14 protein-coding genes and 2 tRNA genes are annotated in these 15,298 nt (G+C 70.2%); 6 read left to right on the forward strand and 10 right to left on the reverse strand.

Translation table 11 applies throughout. From position 1 onward, the window contains the following. Window positions 1-236 precede the first annotated feature (236 nt). From VEA98_RS02315 to VEA98_RS02335, 5 genes are all read right to left on the reverse strand, one after another. Complete coding sequence (locus VEA98_RS02315) at window positions 237-2,087, reverse strand: patatin-like phospholipase family protein (RefSeq protein ID WP_324810780.1); 1,851 nt, start codon at window positions 2,085-2,087, stop codon at window positions 237-239. A 142-nt stretch (window positions 2,088-2,229) separates the two neighbouring features. Then, the gene (locus tag VEA98_RS02320) at window positions 2,230-2,628 is read right to left on the reverse strand and encodes a DUF1489 domain-containing protein (protein ID WP_324810782.1); all 399 of its coding nucleotides are present in this window, start codon (window positions 2,626-2,628) and stop codon (window positions 2,230-2,232) included. Window positions 2,629-2,663: 35 nt separating this feature from the next. Next, window positions 2,664-3,026 carry a hypothetical protein gene (locus VEA98_RS02325; protein ID WP_324810784.1) on the reverse strand — a complete coding sequence of 121 codons (363 nt, stop codon included), beginning with the start codon at window positions 3,024-3,026 and terminating at the stop codon, window positions 2,664-2,666. Window positions 3,027-3,084: 58 nt separating this feature from the next. Next, complete coding sequence (locus tag VEA98_RS02330; protein ID WP_324810786.1) at window positions 3,085-5,097, reverse strand: acetyl/propionyl/methylcrotonyl-CoA carboxylase subunit alpha; 2,013 nt, start codon at window positions 5,095-5,097, stop codon at window positions 3,085-3,087. A gap of 146 nt (window positions 5,098-5,243) precedes the next feature. Continuing rightward, window positions 5,244-6,143, reverse strand: a complete 900-nt coding sequence (locus tag VEA98_RS02335; RefSeq protein ID WP_324810788.1) for an enoyl-CoA hydratase-related protein — start codon at window positions 6,141-6,143, stop codon at window positions 5,244-5,246. A gap of 65 nt (window positions 6,144-6,208) precedes the next feature. Here VEA98_RS02335 and VEA98_RS02340 point away from each other — a divergent pair, with 65 nt between their 5' ends. Then, window positions 6,209-6,571: a DUF2200 domain-containing protein gene (locus tag VEA98_RS02340; protein WP_324810790.1), complete on the forward strand. Its 363-nt coding sequence runs from the start codon at window positions 6,209-6,211 to the stop codon at window positions 6,569-6,571. 89 nt (window positions 6,572-6,660) lie between these two features. On the opposite strand, the gene VEA98_RS02345 is transcribed toward VEA98_RS02340, so the two are convergent. Then, entirely contained in the window at window positions 6,661-8,253 is a 1,593-nt protein-coding gene (locus VEA98_RS02345; protein ID WP_324810792.1) for a carboxyl transferase domain-containing protein, read from the reverse strand. Window positions 8,254-8,509: 256 nt separating this feature from the next. On the opposite strand from VEA98_RS02345, the gene VEA98_RS02350 reads away from it, so the two are divergent. Continuing rightward, on the forward strand, window positions 8,510-9,871 hold the full coding sequence (locus VEA98_RS02350) for an MATE family efflux transporter (protein WP_324810794.1): 1,362 nt from the start codon (window positions 8,510-8,512) through the stop codon (window positions 9,869-9,871). Here the strand turns inward: VEA98_RS02350 and VEA98_RS02355 are convergent. Next, window positions 9,850-10,614 (reverse strand): hypothetical protein, encoded by a 765-nt coding sequence (locus VEA98_RS02355; protein WP_324810796.1) that lies wholly within the window; start codon window positions 10,612-10,614, stop codon window positions 9,850-9,852. The genes VEA98_RS02350 and VEA98_RS02355 overlap by 22 nt on opposite strands. A gap of 92 nt (window positions 10,615-10,706) precedes the next feature. Beyond that, window positions 10,707-11,075, reverse strand: coding sequence for a glyoxalase superfamily protein (locus VEA98_RS02360; RefSeq protein WP_324810798.1), 369 nt, complete (start codon window positions 11,073-11,075; stop codon window positions 10,707-10,709). 101 nt (window positions 11,076-11,176) lie between these two features. On the opposite strand from VEA98_RS02360, the gene metG reads away from it, so the two are divergent. Next, complete coding sequence (metG, locus tag VEA98_RS02365) at window positions 11,177-12,883, forward strand: methionine--tRNA ligase (protein ID WP_324810800.1); 1,707 nt, start codon at window positions 11,177-11,179, stop codon at window positions 12,881-12,883. Window positions 12,884-12,939: 56 nt separating this feature from the next. Here metG and VEA98_RS02370 read toward each other — a convergent pair whose 3' ends face one another. Further along, window positions 12,940-13,779, reverse strand: a complete 840-nt coding sequence (locus VEA98_RS02370) for a TerC family protein (RefSeq protein ID WP_324810803.1) — start codon at window positions 13,777-13,779, stop codon at window positions 12,940-12,942. Window positions 13,780-13,830: 51 nt separating this feature from the next. After that, window positions 13,831-14,709: a 23S rRNA (guanosine(2251)-2'-O)-methyltransferase RlmB gene (gene rlmB / locus VEA98_RS02375; protein WP_324810804.1), complete on the reverse strand. Its 879-nt coding sequence runs from the start codon at window positions 14,707-14,709 to the stop codon at window positions 13,831-13,833. Window positions 14,710-14,857: 148 nt separating this feature from the next. Here rlmB and VEA98_RS02380 point away from each other — a divergent pair. From VEA98_RS02380 to VEA98_RS02390, 3 genes are all read left to right on the forward strand, one after another. Beyond that, window positions 14,858-14,941: transfer RNA gene (locus VEA98_RS02380), tRNA-Tyr, on the forward strand. A 93-nt stretch (window positions 14,942-15,034) separates the two neighbouring features. Beyond that, window positions 15,035-15,108 (forward strand) — tRNA-Gly (locus VEA98_RS02385). Window positions 15,109-15,157: 49 nt separating this feature from the next. Then, on the forward strand, window positions 15,158-15,298 hold a 141-nt coding region (locus VEA98_RS02390), incomplete at its 3' end, for a GTP-binding protein (RefSeq protein WP_324810169.1).

The raw sequence follows: 15,298 nt of genomic DNA on the forward strand, positions 1-15,298 counted from the left end.
TTCGCTGATGCGCGAGGCGGCGGCGGAGGGGCCGTGGGCCGAGGCGCTGGCGGGGGTGGGGACGATCGCGCCGCTGCTGGAGCCGGAGGCCTATTACGCGGTGCTGGCGGAGCGTTGTGTCGGGATCGACATCTGGTCCACGACCTACCTCCAGGCGCTGTCGGGGCCGGACGCGGTGCTGGAGTGGATGAAGGGGACGGCGCTGCGGCCCTATCTGGCGGCCCTGCCCGACGAGGTCATGCGGTCGGCTTTTCTCGACGTGCTCGGCGAGCGGCTTTCCGCGGCGTTTCCGCGGCGGGCGGACGGGACGACGCTGATGCCGTTTCCGCGTCTGTTTCTGCTGGCGCGCAGACGCTGATCGGAGCGCGGCGGCGCAACTGGGTGACGGGGCGGTCGAGACCGTCGAGGGCCTCGCGGGTGGCCCGATAGCCGGCCTCGACGCCGGGATCGAAGCCCTTCCAGTCGCGGATGTCGACGCCGTCGGGCGTAGGCTGGATCAGCAAGTCCGTGGCCGCGCGCGAGCTCTCCAGATCGGCGTCGGTGGTCAGGGTGGCCGAGCGCATCAGGATCGAGACGATGGGCGGCCCTCGCCGCCAGGCCCCGGTGGCGATCAGGCGCCAGATCGAAGGCGGATGCTCGATCACGGCGGGATCGACGCCGCGCGCCTCGGACATGTCGATGCCGATCACCGGGCCGGAGTTCATCTGGCGCATCACCTCGGCCGGCAGGTTCTTCAGCACGGCGCCGTCGACCAGCACCTGGCCGTTCATGACCACGGGCGGAAGGATGCCGGGAATGGCGATGGAGGCGCGCATGGCGCGGCGCATCAGGCCGCGCCGGTGGACCTCCAGCTTGCCGCTGGTGAGGTTGGTGGAGACGGCGAAGAAGGGTCGGTGCAGGTCGGCGAGATCGACGTCGCCGTAGGCCTCCTCCAGCAGCCGATCGACCTTCTTCGCGCGGGTCATCGCCAGCATGGGGAAGGCGAGGTCGGACAGGGGATCGCTCTGCACGAAGGCCTTGCGGATGCGCGCCTCCAGTTCTTCCTGCGACCAGTTCAGGGCCGGGCCGGCGGCGATCACCGCGCCCATGGAGGCCCCGCCGACGAAGTCGATCGGCACGCCCGCCTCGCGCAGGGCCCTGAGGGCGCCGATATGGGAATAGGCCCGGGCGCCGCCGCCGGACATGACCACGCCCACGGCCGAACCGGTGATGACGCGGCCCATGCGCTCCGCATCGGCCTGGTCACCCTCGACGGCCTGGAACCAGCGGCCGGGGCTGATGGCGTCGATCCAGACGCCGGTGTTGGCGGGATGGGCCATGCGCGGATCGCGCAGCAGGATCAGGTCGGTGCGGCGCTGGGCGTCCAGGACCCCGGCGTGGGGCAGGGGCCGGTTCGGCGGGGCCATCAGCCCGGCGCCGACGACGAAGACGCGGTCGACCTGCCGGGCGCACAGCGCGGCCCAGGCCGGCTCGTCCATTTCGGCGACGTAGAGGACGTAGTCGTGAGCGTCCTCGACCCGGCTGAACCATTCGCTGGCCGAGGACAGGGCCGACTGGTCGATCACCTGGCAGGAGAAGCCGTCCGCCTCGATGGCGGCGGCGATGCGTTCGACGAAGGCGCGGATCGGGCGCGGCCGGGCTGAAAGAAAACCGAACACGCTGGGCTCGCCGCCGCCGGAGCGCCGGTCGCGGGCGCGCTGGATCATCAGGCGGGACAGCTCGACCATCAGGTCGGGCTCGGTGCGGGCGGCCTCGAAGAAGGCGTCGCGGGGGAGGGCCAGGACTTCGGAATCGCGCAGGGCCACGACGTCGGCGGTGTGTTCGGTGCCGGCCAGCATGGCCATCTCGCCGGCGGGTTCCCCGGGGCGGATGACGCCGACGAACTGGGGCGGACGGTCCTCGTCGGGGTTGGGCCGGAAGACCCCGAGACGGCCGGAGCGGACCAGGTAAAGCGTGTCGGCGGTGTCGCCCTCCGCAAACAGGGTCTCGCCGCCGGTCAGGGCGAACCAACTGGCCTGCGTGTTCTTGCCGCCCTCAAAGATGCGTTGCAGGGCGTCTTCGAGGCGGTCGGAGCGGGGCTGGGCCATCAGGGAAGGCTAACCGGAGTCGGCGGGGGGAAGCGAGGCAGCAGGCAACAGGCAGCGGGCAGCAGGAAGAACCCGCGATCGAACCGTCGTGAGATACGTTCCCGGCACCCTGCTGCCTGCTGCCCGTCGCCTGCTGCCTGTCTCACCAAGCCCCCATCTCGCGCAGCTGTTTCGCCAGGTCTTCCGGCAGGTCGCCGGCGTCCATGGAGGAGAGGTCGGGCGGGGCGTCTTTCGCATCGAGATAGCGCCAGCCCTGGAAGGGGCGGCGGGCCTGGGGCGCGGTGCGGATCACCTGGGGCGACAGCTGGATGTGGCACATCGAGGCCTTGCCCTCGCCCCTGGTGGAGATGTCCAGAATGGGCATGCGGCAGACGACGGAACCCTTCATGACCCAGAACAGGGAGCCGCCGTCCTCGAGTTCGACGGCCCGCTTGGGGGTCATGCGGGTGTGAACGGTCAGCCATTCCCCTTTCGAGGCGCGGCGTTCCAGCGTCTCGACCCTGGCGACGCCGACGCACAGTTTGATCATGTGGAGGGACATGGCGGGGCCTTAGCACCGGCCCCGGCCGGCGTCAGCTATTCGCCGCCGAGGGAGTCGCCCCAGGCGACCAGGGCCGCGCCCTTGACCGACAGCTCGTTCCCGCACCGTTCGAGGTCCGACCCGAGTTCGGCCTCGGTGACGCTGTCGAGATAGATCCCAAGCTGGCGCAGCCAGTCGGTGTTCGGCGACCGGCCTTCGAGGCGGCCGAGATAATACATCATGCCGCCGGTCAGCCCGGCCATTTCGGGACTGTCCTCGGCGACCTGTCCGCCGAGCCAGGAGAGGGCGGCGAAGCACTGCATGTCGGCCTTGTTCTGCGGCTCCAGATCCTGGGCCGCGGCCGGCGCGGCGCCCGCCAGCGAGAGGGCGAAAGCCGTCGCGATCATCATCGTTTTCATTGAATGGGTCCTCCGATTCCCTTTTGGCGTGATTGGGACCCACTGTCACCAGCGGCGATCAGGCCTCCGCCGCCCTGACCACGGCGAGCACCGCCCCGTCTGCGACCTGGTCTCCGACCGCGGCCGAAACGGTCTCGATCACCCCGTCGAAGGGGGCGACGAGGGCGTGCTCCATCTTCATGGCCTCGAGGACGACGACGGGTTGGCCCTTGGTGACGCTGTCGTCCGGTTTGGCGGGGGTGGCGACGATCTTGCCGGGCATGGGCGCGCGGAGGGCGCCGTCGGAGGCGGGGCCGGAGGCGGCGCCGCCGCTGTGGGTGACCGGCTCGAACGACCACGCTTCCCCGCCGACAAAGACCACCGGCTCGTCGACCAACCGGCCCAGTTCGCGGTCCTTCTCGCCGTCGTTGAAGAGGGTGACGCCGCCGGTCAGCACATAGGCGCCGCCGCTCGTTTCGCCGAGATCGACCGTCCAGTAGCTGCCATGTTCCCCCGGGGTCGCGCGCCCCTCGATCAGCGCGCCGTTCAGGCGGGCGCCCAGCGGCGCGGGGCGGGCCCCGTTCATGCGGAAACCGTAGAGGCCTCCGACGGTCGGCGACCAGGGACTCTGCCCCCGTCTGCGCGGATCGCTTCGGGCCCATTCCTCCTCGTGGTGGGCGTTGGAGGCGAGCACCGCCAGGGCGGCGATCTTCGCCTCGGTGGGCGGCGTGCTGACCACGAGCGCCCCCTCCTCGGCGGCGATGAAGCCGGTGTCCACGTCGCCCGAGACGAAGCGGGGGTGTTCGAGGCACCGCTTGAGGAAGCCGGCGTTGGCCTTGACCGGCCAGACCCCGACCTCGCCGCAGGCCTCGGCCAGCGCTGCAGCGGCGGCCTCGCGGCTGTCGGCGTGGACGATCAGCTTGGCGATCATCGGGTCGTAGAACTGGCTGACCTCGCTGCCCCAGGTGACCCCGGTGTCGACGCGGATGTCGTCGGGCAGGTGGAAATGCTCCAGCGTGCCGATGCTGGGCAGGAAGCCGTTCGCCGGGTCCTCGGCGTACAGCCGCGCCTCCATGGCCCAGCCGTTGAGGGGGATATCGCCCTGCTTGAGCGGGATGGGCTCGCCGGCGGCGACGCGCAACTGCCATTCGACCAGGTCGACGCCGGTGATCGCCTCGGTGACCGGGTGCTCGACCTGGAGCCGGGTGTTCATCTCCATGAACCAGATGCGGTCGGCCTTGAGGCCGTCGGAGGCGTCGGCGATGAATTCGATGGTGCCGGCGCCCTCGTAGTTCACGGCCCTGGCGGCGCGGACGGCGGCGTCGGTGACGGCCTTGCGCGTGGCGGCGTCCATGCCCGGGGCGGGCGCCTCCTCGATGACCTTCTGGTGGCGGCGCTGGAGGGAGCAGTCGCGCTCGTGGAGGTGGACGACATTGCCGTGGCTGTCGCCGAAAACCTGCACCTCGATGTGGCGCGGGCGGGTGATGTAGCTCTCGATCAGCACACGCGGGTCGCCGAAGGAGGACTGGCCCTCGCGCCGGGCCGAGGCGAGGCCGTCGGCGAAGTCCTCGGGACGGTCGACGCGCTTCATGCCCTTGCCGCCGCCGCCGGCGACGGCCTTGATCAGGACGGGGTAGCCGATGCGGGCGGCCTCGGCCGTCAGGGTCTCGTCGGACTGGTCCTCGCCCTGGTAGCCGGGGGTGACGGGCACGCCGGCCTCGATCATCAGCTTTTTGGCCGCGTCCTTGAGGCCCATGGCGCGGATCGAGGCAGGCTTCGGCCCGATCCAGACGATGCCGGCGGCGGCGACCGCCTCGGCGAAGTCGGCGTTCTCGGACAGGAAGCCGTAGCCGGGGTGGATGGCCTCGGCGCCCGTGGCCTTGGCGGCGGCGAGGACCTTGGCGGCGTCGAGGTAGGACTCGCGGGCGGGGGCGGGGCCGATCAGCACGGCCTCGTCGGCCTCGCGCACGTGCAGCGCGTCGGCGTCGGCCTCGGAATAGACGGCGATGGTGCGCAGGCCCATGCGGCGGGCGGTGCGGAACACGCGGCAGGCGATCTCGCCGCGATTGGCGACCAGGACGGAGGTGAACATGTCTCGCTTCTAGAGGCGAGCGGGGAGGAGTGGCTAGTGATTAGTGGCTGGCTGCCGTCTGCGGCTCTCCGCTGACGGCGCCGCCCTTCCGCAGGCCGGGAAAGCGGCAATCACTGGCCATTAGCCGCCAGCCACTGACCGCGGCCTCACTCCGCCCAGCGCGGCTTGCGCTTTTCGAGGTAGGCGCGGACGCCTTCCTGGCCTTCTTCGGAGACGCGGGCGTGGGCGATGCGGCGGGCGGTGTCTTCCATCAGGCCGTGGTCGAGGCGGTGGCCGGCGACGTGGTGGACGAGGCGTTTGGCGTCGCCGACGGCGCCGGGGGCGCAGGCCTTCATCGAGTCGGCGAAGGCGGCGACGAAGCCGTCGATGTCGTCGGCCGAGGCGAGGACGTGGCCGACGAGGCCGAACTCACGGGCGGCGTCGGCGTCGAAGGCGTCGGCGGTCATGAACAGGGCCCGGGCGGTGCGGGCGCCGACCGCCTCGACCACATAGGGGGCGATGGTCGCCGGGATCAGGCCCAGCTTGACCTCGGAGAAGGCGAATTTGGCGCCCTTGACGGCCACGGCCATGTCGCAGGCGGCGACGATGCCGGCCCCGCCGCCCATGGCCGCGCCCTCGACGATGGCCACGGTCAGGGCCGGAACGTCGTGCAGCGCCTTGAGCATCTTCGCCAGGCCGATGGCGTCGTCGCGGTTGTCGCTCTCCGACCAGTCGGCCGCGTCGCGCATCCAGCCGAGATCGGCGCCGGCGCTGAAGGTCCCGCCCGCGCCGCGGATGAAGACGACGCGGACGTGGTCGGCGCCCTGCAGGGTCTCAAAGGCCTCGTAGAGGGCGGCGATGGTCGCGGCGTCGAAGGCGTTGCGCTTCTCGGGCCGGTTGATCGTGACGAAGACGACGCCGTCCGGCGTGGAGCGGATCTGGACCAGCTGGTCGTTGGCGTCGGGCGCGGCCCCGGCCAGCAGCGGGTGGGCGATGGCGTTGATCTCGGCCGCTTCGCCCGGAGTGACGTCGAGGGCGTTGAGGTCGGCTTCGGTCGGATCGGTCATGGTGCTCTCCTGCGGCATGAGCGGTATAACGCGCCGACGGCGGAACGGAATACGGAGTGTTACGGATGGCGACCAGCGCGACGGATCGCATCCGCAGGACGAGCGTGGCCAGCGTCTACGTCCACTATGTCGCCAAGGCGGAGCGGAAGGGCCAGACGCGGGAGAAGGTCGACCAGGTGATCCGCTGGCTGACCGGCTATTCGCAGGACCAGCTGGAGGCGCTGCTGGAAGCGAAGACGGACTTCGAGACGTTTTTCGCCGAGGCGCCCGCGATGAACCCGAACCGCTTTCGGATCACCGGGATGATCTGCGGCCACCGCGTCGAGGAGATCGAGGACCCGTTCATGCGCGAGGTGCGCCACCTCGACAAGCTGGTCGATGAGGCGGCGGCCGGGAAGGCGATGGAGAAGGTGCTGCGGGCGGGGTGAGGTGCCAGTGCCAGTGAGCAAGGGGTGAGCGGGACGGCGCTCGCCGCCGGCGACAGCGGCTCACCTCCCGCTCACCAGCACCGTCACTCCTACATCCTGAACACGCCGAAGGTCGTGTCCGGGATCGGGGCGTTGAGGCTCGCCGAGATGGCCAGCCCGAGCACGTCGCGCGTCTGGGCCGGGTCGATGACGCCGTCGTCCCAGAGGCGGGCGGTGGCGTGGTAGGGGTTGCCCTCGTCCTCGTATTTCTGGCGGATCGGGGCCTTGAAGGCCTCGGCCTCCTCCGGCGTCCAGGTCTCGGCGTCGCGGTGGACGGTGGCCAGCACCGCGGCGGCCTGCTCGCCGCCCATGACGCTGATGCGGCTGTTCGGCCAGGTGAAGAGGAAGCGGGGGGAGTAGGCGCGGCCGCACATGCCGTAGTTGCCGGCCCCGAAGCTGCCGCCGATCAGGACGGTGAATTTCGGAACTTCGGCCGAGGCGACGGCGGTGACCAGCTTGGCCCCGTTCTTGGCGATGCCCTCGGCCTCGTATTTGCCGCCGACCATGAAGCCCGAGATGTTCTGCAGGAAGACCAGCGGGATTTTCCGCTTGCAGGCCAGTTCGATGAAATGGGCGCCCTTGAGCGCGCTCTCGGAGAACAGCACGCCGTTGTTGGCCAGGATGGCGACCGGATAGCCCCAGAGGCGGGCGAAGCCGCACACCAGGGTCGTGCCGTACAGGGCCTTGAACTCGTCGAACTCCGAGCCGTCGACCAGACGGGCGATGACCTCGCGCACGTCGTAGGGGGCGCGGACGTCGTCGGGGATGAGGCCGTACAGCTCCTCGGGGTCGAGGGCGGGGGCCTTGGGTTCGCGGACGTCGAGGTCGACGCGCTTCACGGTGTTGAGGCCGTCGACGATGGTGCGGACGATCTCGAGCGCGTGCTCGTCATTGTCGGCGACATAGTCGACCACGCCGGAGCGGCGGCCGTGCGTCTCGGCCCCGCCCAGTTCCTCGGCCGAGATGACCTCGCCGGTGGCGGCCTTCACCAGCGGGGGGCCGGCGAGGAAGATGGTGCCCTGTTCGCGCACGATCACCGTCTCGTCCGACATGGCGGGGACATAGGCGCCGCCGGCGGTGCAGGAGCCCATGACGCAGGCGATCTGGGGAATGCCCTTCGCGCTCATCCGCGCCTGGTTGAAGAAGATGCGGCCGAAATGGTCGCGGTCGGGGAAGACCTCGGCCTGGTGCGGCAGGTTGGCGCCGCCGGAATCGACCAGATAGACGCAGGGCAGATTGTTCTGCTCGGCGATCTCCTGGGCGCGCAGGTGTTTCTTCACCGTCATCGGGAAATAGGCGCCGCCCTTCACCGTCGGGTCGTTGGCGACGATCATCACCTCGCGGCCCGAGACCCGGCCGACGCCGCAGATCATGCCCGCGCCGGGGGCCTCGCCCTTGTACATGTCGTTGGCGGCGAGCTGGCCGATCTCGAGGAAGGACGAGCCGGGATCGAGCAGGCGTTCGACGCGGTCGCGCGGCAGCAGCTTGCCGCGGGCGACGTGGCGTTCGCGGGATTTCTCGGGACCGCCGAGGGCCGCCTCGGCGACGCGGGCGTGGAGTTCGTCCCGTAGCGCGCGGTTGTGGGCGTCGAGGGCCTTGAAGGCGGGGCTGTTCGGATCGATGGCGGACGTCAGCTTGGGCATGGGGCTGGTTTAGGGTGGTTCCGCGCGGCGGGGAAGAAGCGTTCTCCCTCCCCCGGCGGGGGAGGGTGGTCGCGCAGCGACCGGGTGGGGACGGCTCGGCGACGGGAGCGCCTCTCTCGCCGAGCCGCTCCCACCCCGTCGATGCTTCGCATCGACGACCCTCCCCGGGACGGGGAGGGAGAAGGCGCTGCCCTTATGCCTCGATCGATTTTCCTGTGTTGACGCCGAACCCTCCCCGTGGCCTGTCGCGCGTCCCATGTTCGCCCTCAGCCTCCAGACCCGCGCCACCCTGAAAGACCTGCTGCACCTCGCGTGGCCGGTGGTGCTGGCGCGCGTCGGGATCATGACCATGGGGCTGACCGACGTGATCGTGGTCGGCAACTATTCGGGGCTGGAGCTGGCCTTCAGTTCGCTGGCGCTGGCGCCGACGGCGATCGTGGTGACCACGGCGGTCGGGCTGATGATGGGGGTGCAGGTGATGACCGCCCGCTTCCTCGGCGAGGGGCGGCGACACGAGGTCGGGGCCGTGCTCCGCCGGGGCGTGGCCTATTCGCTGAAGCTGGGGATCGCCGCCATGATCGGGATGATCCTGATGGGGCCATGGGCGCTGCGGCACATGGGTCTGGCCGACGGGCTGGGCGAGGGCGCCTCGCCGGTGCTGGTGGTCTTCGCCCTGTCGATGCCGGGCTATCTGGTCAGCGTGGCGGCGCAATTTTTCCTCGAGGCCATGCACCGGCCGCGCGCCGGCATGTGGGCCATGTGGGTGGCCAACGGCATCAACCTGGCGCTGAACCTGCTGCTGGTCCCCGACCTGCTGGGGATCGGGCTGGACGGGGCCGTGGCCTCGGCCTGGGCGACCTTCTTCGCCCGGACCTCGCTGGCAGTGTTCCTGATCGTCTACATCATGCGCCTGCCCGAGGCGCGGGAGATCGGCGTGTTCCGGCGGCCGGCGAAGGACATCGCCGCCGAACGGGAGCAGCGCAAGATCGGCTACGGCGCCGGGTCGAGCTATTTCATCGAGGTCGGCGCCTTCGCCGCCATGACCTTCATCGCCGGCCAGCTGGGCGCGATCGAGACCGCGGCCTGGACCATCGTGCTGAACGTGTCGGCCATCGTCTTCATGGTCCCCATGGGCCTGTCGGCGGCGACGGCGGTGCTGGTCGGACGGGCCTATGGAGCCGGCGACGGGCGCGGGGTGCTGCGGGCCGGGCTGGTCGGGCTGGGCGTGGTCAGCGCCCTGACGCTGCTGGTGGCGCTGGTGCTGTGGCCGACGGCGCCGCTGGTGGCCAGCGCCTACAACCGCGATCCGGCCCTGCTGGCGGTGGTGATCCCGGCGCTGGTGCTGGCGACGCTGTTCTTCGTGGCCGACGGCATCCAGGTGGTGTCGGCCTCGGCCAACCGCGCGGCCGGCGACGTCTGGTGGCCGACCATCATGCATTTCGGCGCCTACAGCCTGGTGATGATGCCGCTGGGCTGGCAGCTGGCGCACGCCATGGGCGTCGACGGCCTCGTCTGGGCCGTGGTCATCGCCAGCCTGGTGTCGTCGGTGCTGCTGACCGGGCGGTTCGTCCGGGTGGCGCGACGGTTGCCCGTTTCTCAGGTCTTGCCGAACACATAGCGGCACGGCGCCCCGCCGTTCAGGACGTCGCCCAGGTTGAACCCGTTCAGGACCAGCCGCCCGTCGGCCTCGACCTCAACCGTCCCCTCAAGCCGCGCGTTCGCGCCCGGATGGCGGTTGCCGCCGGTGATCGTCAGCGCCAGCCGTCCGGCCGCGGCGTCCCAGACGAACTCGCCCCAGTAATCGGTGTAGGTCTCGAACGGCTGCCAGGTCACGGAGAAGCGGCCGGTCGGACCGAAGACCAGCTCCCTGATCGGGCGGGCGGGGAGCTCCGCCCCGCCGCAGTCGACCTCGACTTGGCTGTACCGGCCGGTCAGAACGATCTCGTCGCGGCCGACGATCCGGGTCTGGTAGCGGGCCGGTTCGCCCGGCGTCCGGGCTTCAAGGGTCAGGGCGGCGCCGGCGGGAGCGTCCGGCGACACCGTCAGGGTCGCGCCGTCAGCGGAGACCTGGGCGGCGCCGGCGGGCGTGATCCGCCAGTCGGACAGGCAGGTCATCGGCATGGGCTCCGGCGCGACAACGCCCGAGGCGCGGCCGAGGGTGGACCCCGCCCTGAGCGGCGCGGTGTCGCCCGGGCGGATCACCTCGGCGTCGACCCACACCGCGACGGGATGGAAGCGGAAGGCCGCGCATTCCTCTGACAGGGGCGGCCCGGCTGTCTGGGCGACGGCCGGCGCCGGCGCGCTGGCGCAGCCGGCGAGAAGGAGAAAGGTCGCGAGCACGGCAGGCAGTGTGTGGCGCATGGAATCCCTCCTCTGCGGCCAGTGTGCACGATCCCGGCAGACTGGCGAGCCCTCCGAACCTGACGCGGCTCACCCCGGCGAGGCGGCTCCGGTCAGCGCCGGGTGAAGCGCAGGGTATTGCCGTCGGGGTCGTCGACGTAGAACTCCCGCGTGCCCCAGGTCTGATCCAGCGGGCCCTGATGCACCGGCGAGTCCGGCTTGCCCGACGGGTCGAGGCCGCGCGCGCGGAAGGTTTCGAACAGGGCGTCCACCTCGGGCACATCCACGACGATGGCCTGGCCGAAGACGCCGTCGCCGCGATGGCTGGACAGGTGAAGGACGTCGCCAGCCCGCATCAGCCAGGCGAAGCCGGGATCGGTCTCATCCGACCATTCGCGCCGCACCTCGAAATCCAGCACTTCGGTGTAGAAGGCGATCGACCTCTTGAGGGCGCTGCATTTGACTGTGGGGATGATCGCCATCCGGCCAATCTATGTCTGGACCGCGCAATCGCACAGCCTGTGGTGACGTTGGCGGCGCCGCCCTCTATATCCGACGCCTCCCGCAGACTCCCCGGACGACCATGGCCCGCATTCTGATCACGTCGGCCCTGCCGTACATCAACGGCATCAAACATCTGGGCAATCTGGCCGGGTCGATGCTGCCGGCCGACGTCTGGGCGCGGTTCAAGCGCGCCCAGGGTCATGAGGTGCTCTATATCTGCGCCACCGACGAGCACGGCACCCCGGCCGAGCTGGCCGCCGCCGCGGCCGGTCAGGACGTGCGCACCTATTGCGACGAGCAGCACGAGATCCAGAAGGCGGCCGGCGAGGCCTTCGGGCTGAGCTACGACTGGTTCGGCCGCTCGTCGAACGCGCCGAACCAGCGGCTGACCCAGCATTTCGCCCGGGTGCTGGAGGACAATGGCCTGATCGAGGAACGGGTCGACCGGATGATCTATTCGGTCGACGACGCCCGCTTCCTGCCCGACCGCTATGTCGAGGGGACCTGTCCGCACTGCGCCCACGTCGGCGCGCGGGGGGACCAGTGCGACAACTGTGGGCGGCTGCTGGACCCGACCGACCTGATCGATCCCTATTCGTCGGTGTCGGGGTCGCGGAACCTCGAGGTGCGCGACACCCGGCATCTGTATCTGCTGCAGACGAAGCTGGAGCAGCGCATCCGCGACTGGATCGCGACCAAGAGCGACTGGCAGACCCTGGCCCGCTCGATCGCCCTGAAACACCTCGACGAGGGGCTGATCGACCGCGGCATCACCCGCGACCTGAAATGGGGCGTGCCGGTGGTGGGGCCCGACGGCGGGCCGCGCCCGGGCATGGAGGGCAAGGTCTTCTACGTCTGGTTCGACGCCCCGATCGAATACATCGGCGCCACCGAGGAATGGGCCGAGGCGACGGGCCGGACCTGGCGCGACTGGTGGCGCACCGACGAGGGCGCGGACGACGTCCGCTACGTCCAGTTCATGGGCAAGGACAATGTCGCCTTCCACACCGTCAGCTTCCCGGCGACGATTCTGGGCTCGGGCGAGCCGTGGAAGACGGTCGATACGCTGAAGGCCTTCAACTGGCTGAATTGGTACGGCGGCAAATTCTCGACCAGCCAGAAGCGCGGCGTGTTCATGGACCAGGCGCTGGAGCTGCTGCCCGCCGACTACTGGCGCTGGCATCTGACCGCCTATGGGCCCGAGGGCTCGGACGCGGCCTTCACCTGGGAGCAGTTCCAGTCGACGACCAACAAGGACCTGGCCGACGTGCTGGGCAATTTCGTCAACCGCATCGTCAAGTTCGCGGAGAGCAAGTTCGAGGGGGTTGTGCCGGACGCGGGCGAGCCGGGGCCGCTGGAGGCCAAGCTGGAGGCCGATCTGCGCGCAGGGATCGCCGAGGCCACGGCAGCGTTCGAGGCCATGGAGTTCCGCAAGGCGGCGCAGGCGCTGCGGGCGGTCTGGGTGCTGGGCAACGAATATCTGCAGGAGGCGGCGCCGTGGACCGCCTTCAAGACGGATGTGGATCGCGCCGCCGTCGGGGTGCGCACGGGCCTGAACCTGGTCGCCCTGTTCGCGCGACTGGCCGCGCCGGTGATGCCGTTTTCGGCGGAGAAGATCGCTGCCTCCGTCGGGGCGTCGGACCTGTCGTGGCCTGCGCGGGAGGAGGCGCTGCTGGACGCCCTGCCGCGCGGCCAGACGGTCGCCGCCCAAGGCGTGCTGTTCACCAAGATCGAGGACGCCCAGGTGGCCGAATGGTCGGAGCGGTTCGGCGGGGCGGAGGGCTGAGGTCCATTGCCCGTCCCAGAAACAGAAAAGGCCCGGATCGCTCCGGGCCTTTTTGCCTAGGGGGTCTTCGGCGTCGCGGGCTGGGGCGGGGGCGGCTCGGCCGGGTCTCCGTGCGCGGGCGCCGCGCTGTCTTCCTCGCCGCGCGTGCCCTTCAGGTGGTGCGCCGCCTCTTCCTCGCTGATGTCGAGGAAGGCGGGGGCCGAGGCGTTGAACTCCGCCATCCGGTCGGTGCGCACGATCACCGAGCGGGCGCCGTCCCAGATCATGTGCAGGGCGACGTACAGCACGATGACGAGGCCGACGTAGCCGATCCAGCGGTGTCTGGTCAGCAGCTTGGCGATGAAGGTGGCGGCCACGCCCATCAGGGCGATCGACAGGATCAGGCCGAAGACCATGATGACCGGATGCTCATGGGCCGCGCCCGCCACGGCGAGGACGTTGTCCAGCGACATGGTCACATCGGCGATCATGATCTGCAGCAGGGCGGCGCCGAAGCTCTTGCGCCTGACGCCCAGGGCTTCGGGCGGCGGGCCGCCGCCGTGGTGGACGGACAGGGCCATCTCCAGCTCGGCCTCGGCCTCGGCCTGGTCGTGGGTGGCCTGTTCGCGCAGTTCGCGCCACATCTTCCAGCACACCCAGAGCAGCAGGACGCCGCCGGCCAGCAGCAGGCCGATGATGGCCAGCAGCTGGACGGTGATCAGGGCGAAGCCGATGCGCAGCACCACGGCGGCGGCGAGGCCGATCAGGATGGCCTTCTTGCGCTGTTCGGGGGCCAGGGCGGCGGCGGCGAGACCGACGGCGACGGCGTTGTCGCCGGCCAGCACCAGGTCGATCATCAGCACCTGGCCGAGGGCGGCCATCTGCGAGGCGAGTTCGGGAGAGCTGAGGAATTCCATGGGCGCGCTCTAGGGCAGGGGAGGGCGGTTGGGCAAGGCGTCAGAGCCGCCTCAGGTTCCGGACTGTTTGCGCGCCGCTTCATAGAGGGCGACCGCCGCAGCGTTGGAGACGTTCAGGCTCTCGAAGCCGCCGGGCATGGGGATCTTCGCCATGACGTCGCAATGCTCGGCCACCAGCCGGCGCACGCCGTCGCCCTCGGAGCCCATGACCAGCACGGTCGGGCGGGCGTCCAGCGCCTGATCCAGCGTCAGCTCGGCCTCGCCGTCGAGGCCGACGGCGCGCCAGCCGAGATCGGCCAGCCGCTCCAGCGCGCGGCTCAGATTGGTCACCCGGGCGCAGGGCAGCCGTTCGGTCGCCCCCGCCGCCGCCTTGGCCAGGGCCCCGGCCAGCGCCGGCGAGTGCCGGTCCTGCACCACGATGCCCCGGGCGCCGAAGGCCAGGGCCGAGCGGAAGATGGCGCCGACGTTCTGGGGGTCGGTCAGCTGATCCAGCATGACGATGACGCCGGCGGCCGGGTCGGCGAAGTCCTCGAGGGCCACGCCCTCCAGCGGCTGGACCTTGAAGGCGAGGCCCTGATGCACGGCGCCGGCGGGCAGCATGCGGGCCAGCGCCGGCCCGTCGACGACCTCGACCTTGTGGCCGTGGGGCGCGAGCCGGCCCGTCTCGATCTCGGCGGCGCGGTCGGCGACAGCCAGCAGCCGGCCCATGCCCTTGCGGGCCGGATTGGCCAGGGCCGCCAGCACCGGATGACGGCCCCACAGCCAGTGATCGGCGTCGACCTTGGGCTTGCGGTCGCGCGGGGCGGAATCAGCAGCGCCGCGGGCGGGCGGAGTCGGGCTCCAGCCGCCGCTTTTCGGGCCTTCGGGACGCCCCCGGAAGCCTTGCTTTTTCCCGGTTTTCCGGTCGTTGCGTTCTCTGTTTGACGACACTATAAGACGCCCTCCGATTTGGGGCCCAAGGGCATTCCGGGTCAGGCGCCTCCTCTAAACCAGGGATTGCCGGACTTCGAAGGCTTTTGTTCGAGAACGGTCTTTCGACCGCTTTCGGGCGTTCCGGATCGGTCTTCACATCGCGCGCGGGGGAATGTCCCGAGCGGCAAAGGGGGCGGACTGTAAATCCGCTGCGTAAGCTTCGCAGGTTCGAGTCCTGCTTCCCCCACCACGCGCTGATGAAGACCGGAACGGATCGGACCTCGAGGAGGCCGGGTGCGAAGGACAGGATGCCCTGCGGGGCTTTGGCCGACGCATTCTCCGCGCGGGTATAGCACAATGGTAGTGCAGCAGCCTTCCAAGCTGAGGATGTCGGTTCGATCCCGTCTACCCGCTCCAGTTTTCTGTCGCTGACCACCGCCCCACCAGGGCCACAGGAGTTTTGGCCATGGCCAAGGAAAAGTTCGAACGCACCAAGCCGCACTGCAACATCGGCACGATCGGTCACGTTGACCACGGCAAGACGACGCTGACGGCGGCGATCACGATGACGCTGGCCAAGTCGGGCGGCGGCAAGGCGATGAACTAC

The sequence above is a fragment of the Brevundimonas sp. genome (assembly GCF_035627055.1).
Taxonomy (GTDB): domain Bacteria; phylum Pseudomonadota; class Alphaproteobacteria; order Caulobacterales; family Caulobacteraceae; genus Brevundimonas.

Excerpts from the sequence above, each read along its gene's own strand:
- VEA98_RS02315 (WP_324810780.1), bottom strand. The coding sequence starts at position 2,087 with ATGGCCCAGCCCCGCTCCGACCGCCTCGAAGACGCCCTGCAACGCATC.
- VEA98_RS02320 (WP_324810782.1), bottom strand. The coding sequence starts at position 2,628 with ATGTCCCTCCACATGATCAAACTGTGCGTCGGCGTCGCCAGGGTCGAG.
- VEA98_RS02325 (WP_324810784.1), bottom strand. The coding sequence starts at position 3,026 with ATGAAAACGATGATGATCGCGACGGCTTTCGCCCTCTCGCTGGCGGGC.
- VEA98_RS02330 (WP_324810786.1), bottom strand. The coding sequence starts at position 5,097 with ATGTTCACCTCCGTCCTGGTCGCCAATCGCGGCGAGATCGCCTGCCGC.
- VEA98_RS02335 (WP_324810788.1), bottom strand. The coding sequence starts at position 6,143 with ATGACCGATCCGACCGAAGCCGACCTCAACGCCCTCGACGTCACTCCG.
- VEA98_RS02340 (WP_324810790.1), top strand. The coding sequence starts at position 6,209 with ATGGCGACCAGCGCGACGGATCGCATCCGCAGGACGAGCGTGGCCAGC.
- VEA98_RS02345 (WP_324810792.1), bottom strand. The coding sequence starts at position 8,253 with ATGCCCAAGCTGACGTCCGCCATCGATCCGAACAGCCCCGCCTTCAAG.
- VEA98_RS02350 (WP_324810794.1), top strand. The coding sequence starts at position 8,510 with ATGTTCGCCCTCAGCCTCCAGACCCGCGCCACCCTGAAAGACCTGCTG.
- VEA98_RS02355 (WP_324810796.1), bottom strand. The coding sequence starts at position 10,614 with ATGCGCCACACACTGCCTGCCGTGCTCGCGACCTTTCTCCTTCTCGCC.
- VEA98_RS02360 (WP_324810798.1), bottom strand. The coding sequence starts at position 11,075 with ATGGCGATCATCCCCACAGTCAAATGCAGCGCCCTCAAGAGGTCGATC.
- metG (WP_324810800.1), top strand. The coding sequence starts at position 11,177 with ATGGCCCGCATTCTGATCACGTCGGCCCTGCCGTACATCAACGGCATC.
- VEA98_RS02370 (WP_324810803.1), bottom strand. The coding sequence starts at position 13,779 with ATGGAATTCCTCAGCTCTCCCGAACTCGCCTCGCAGATGGCCGCCCTC.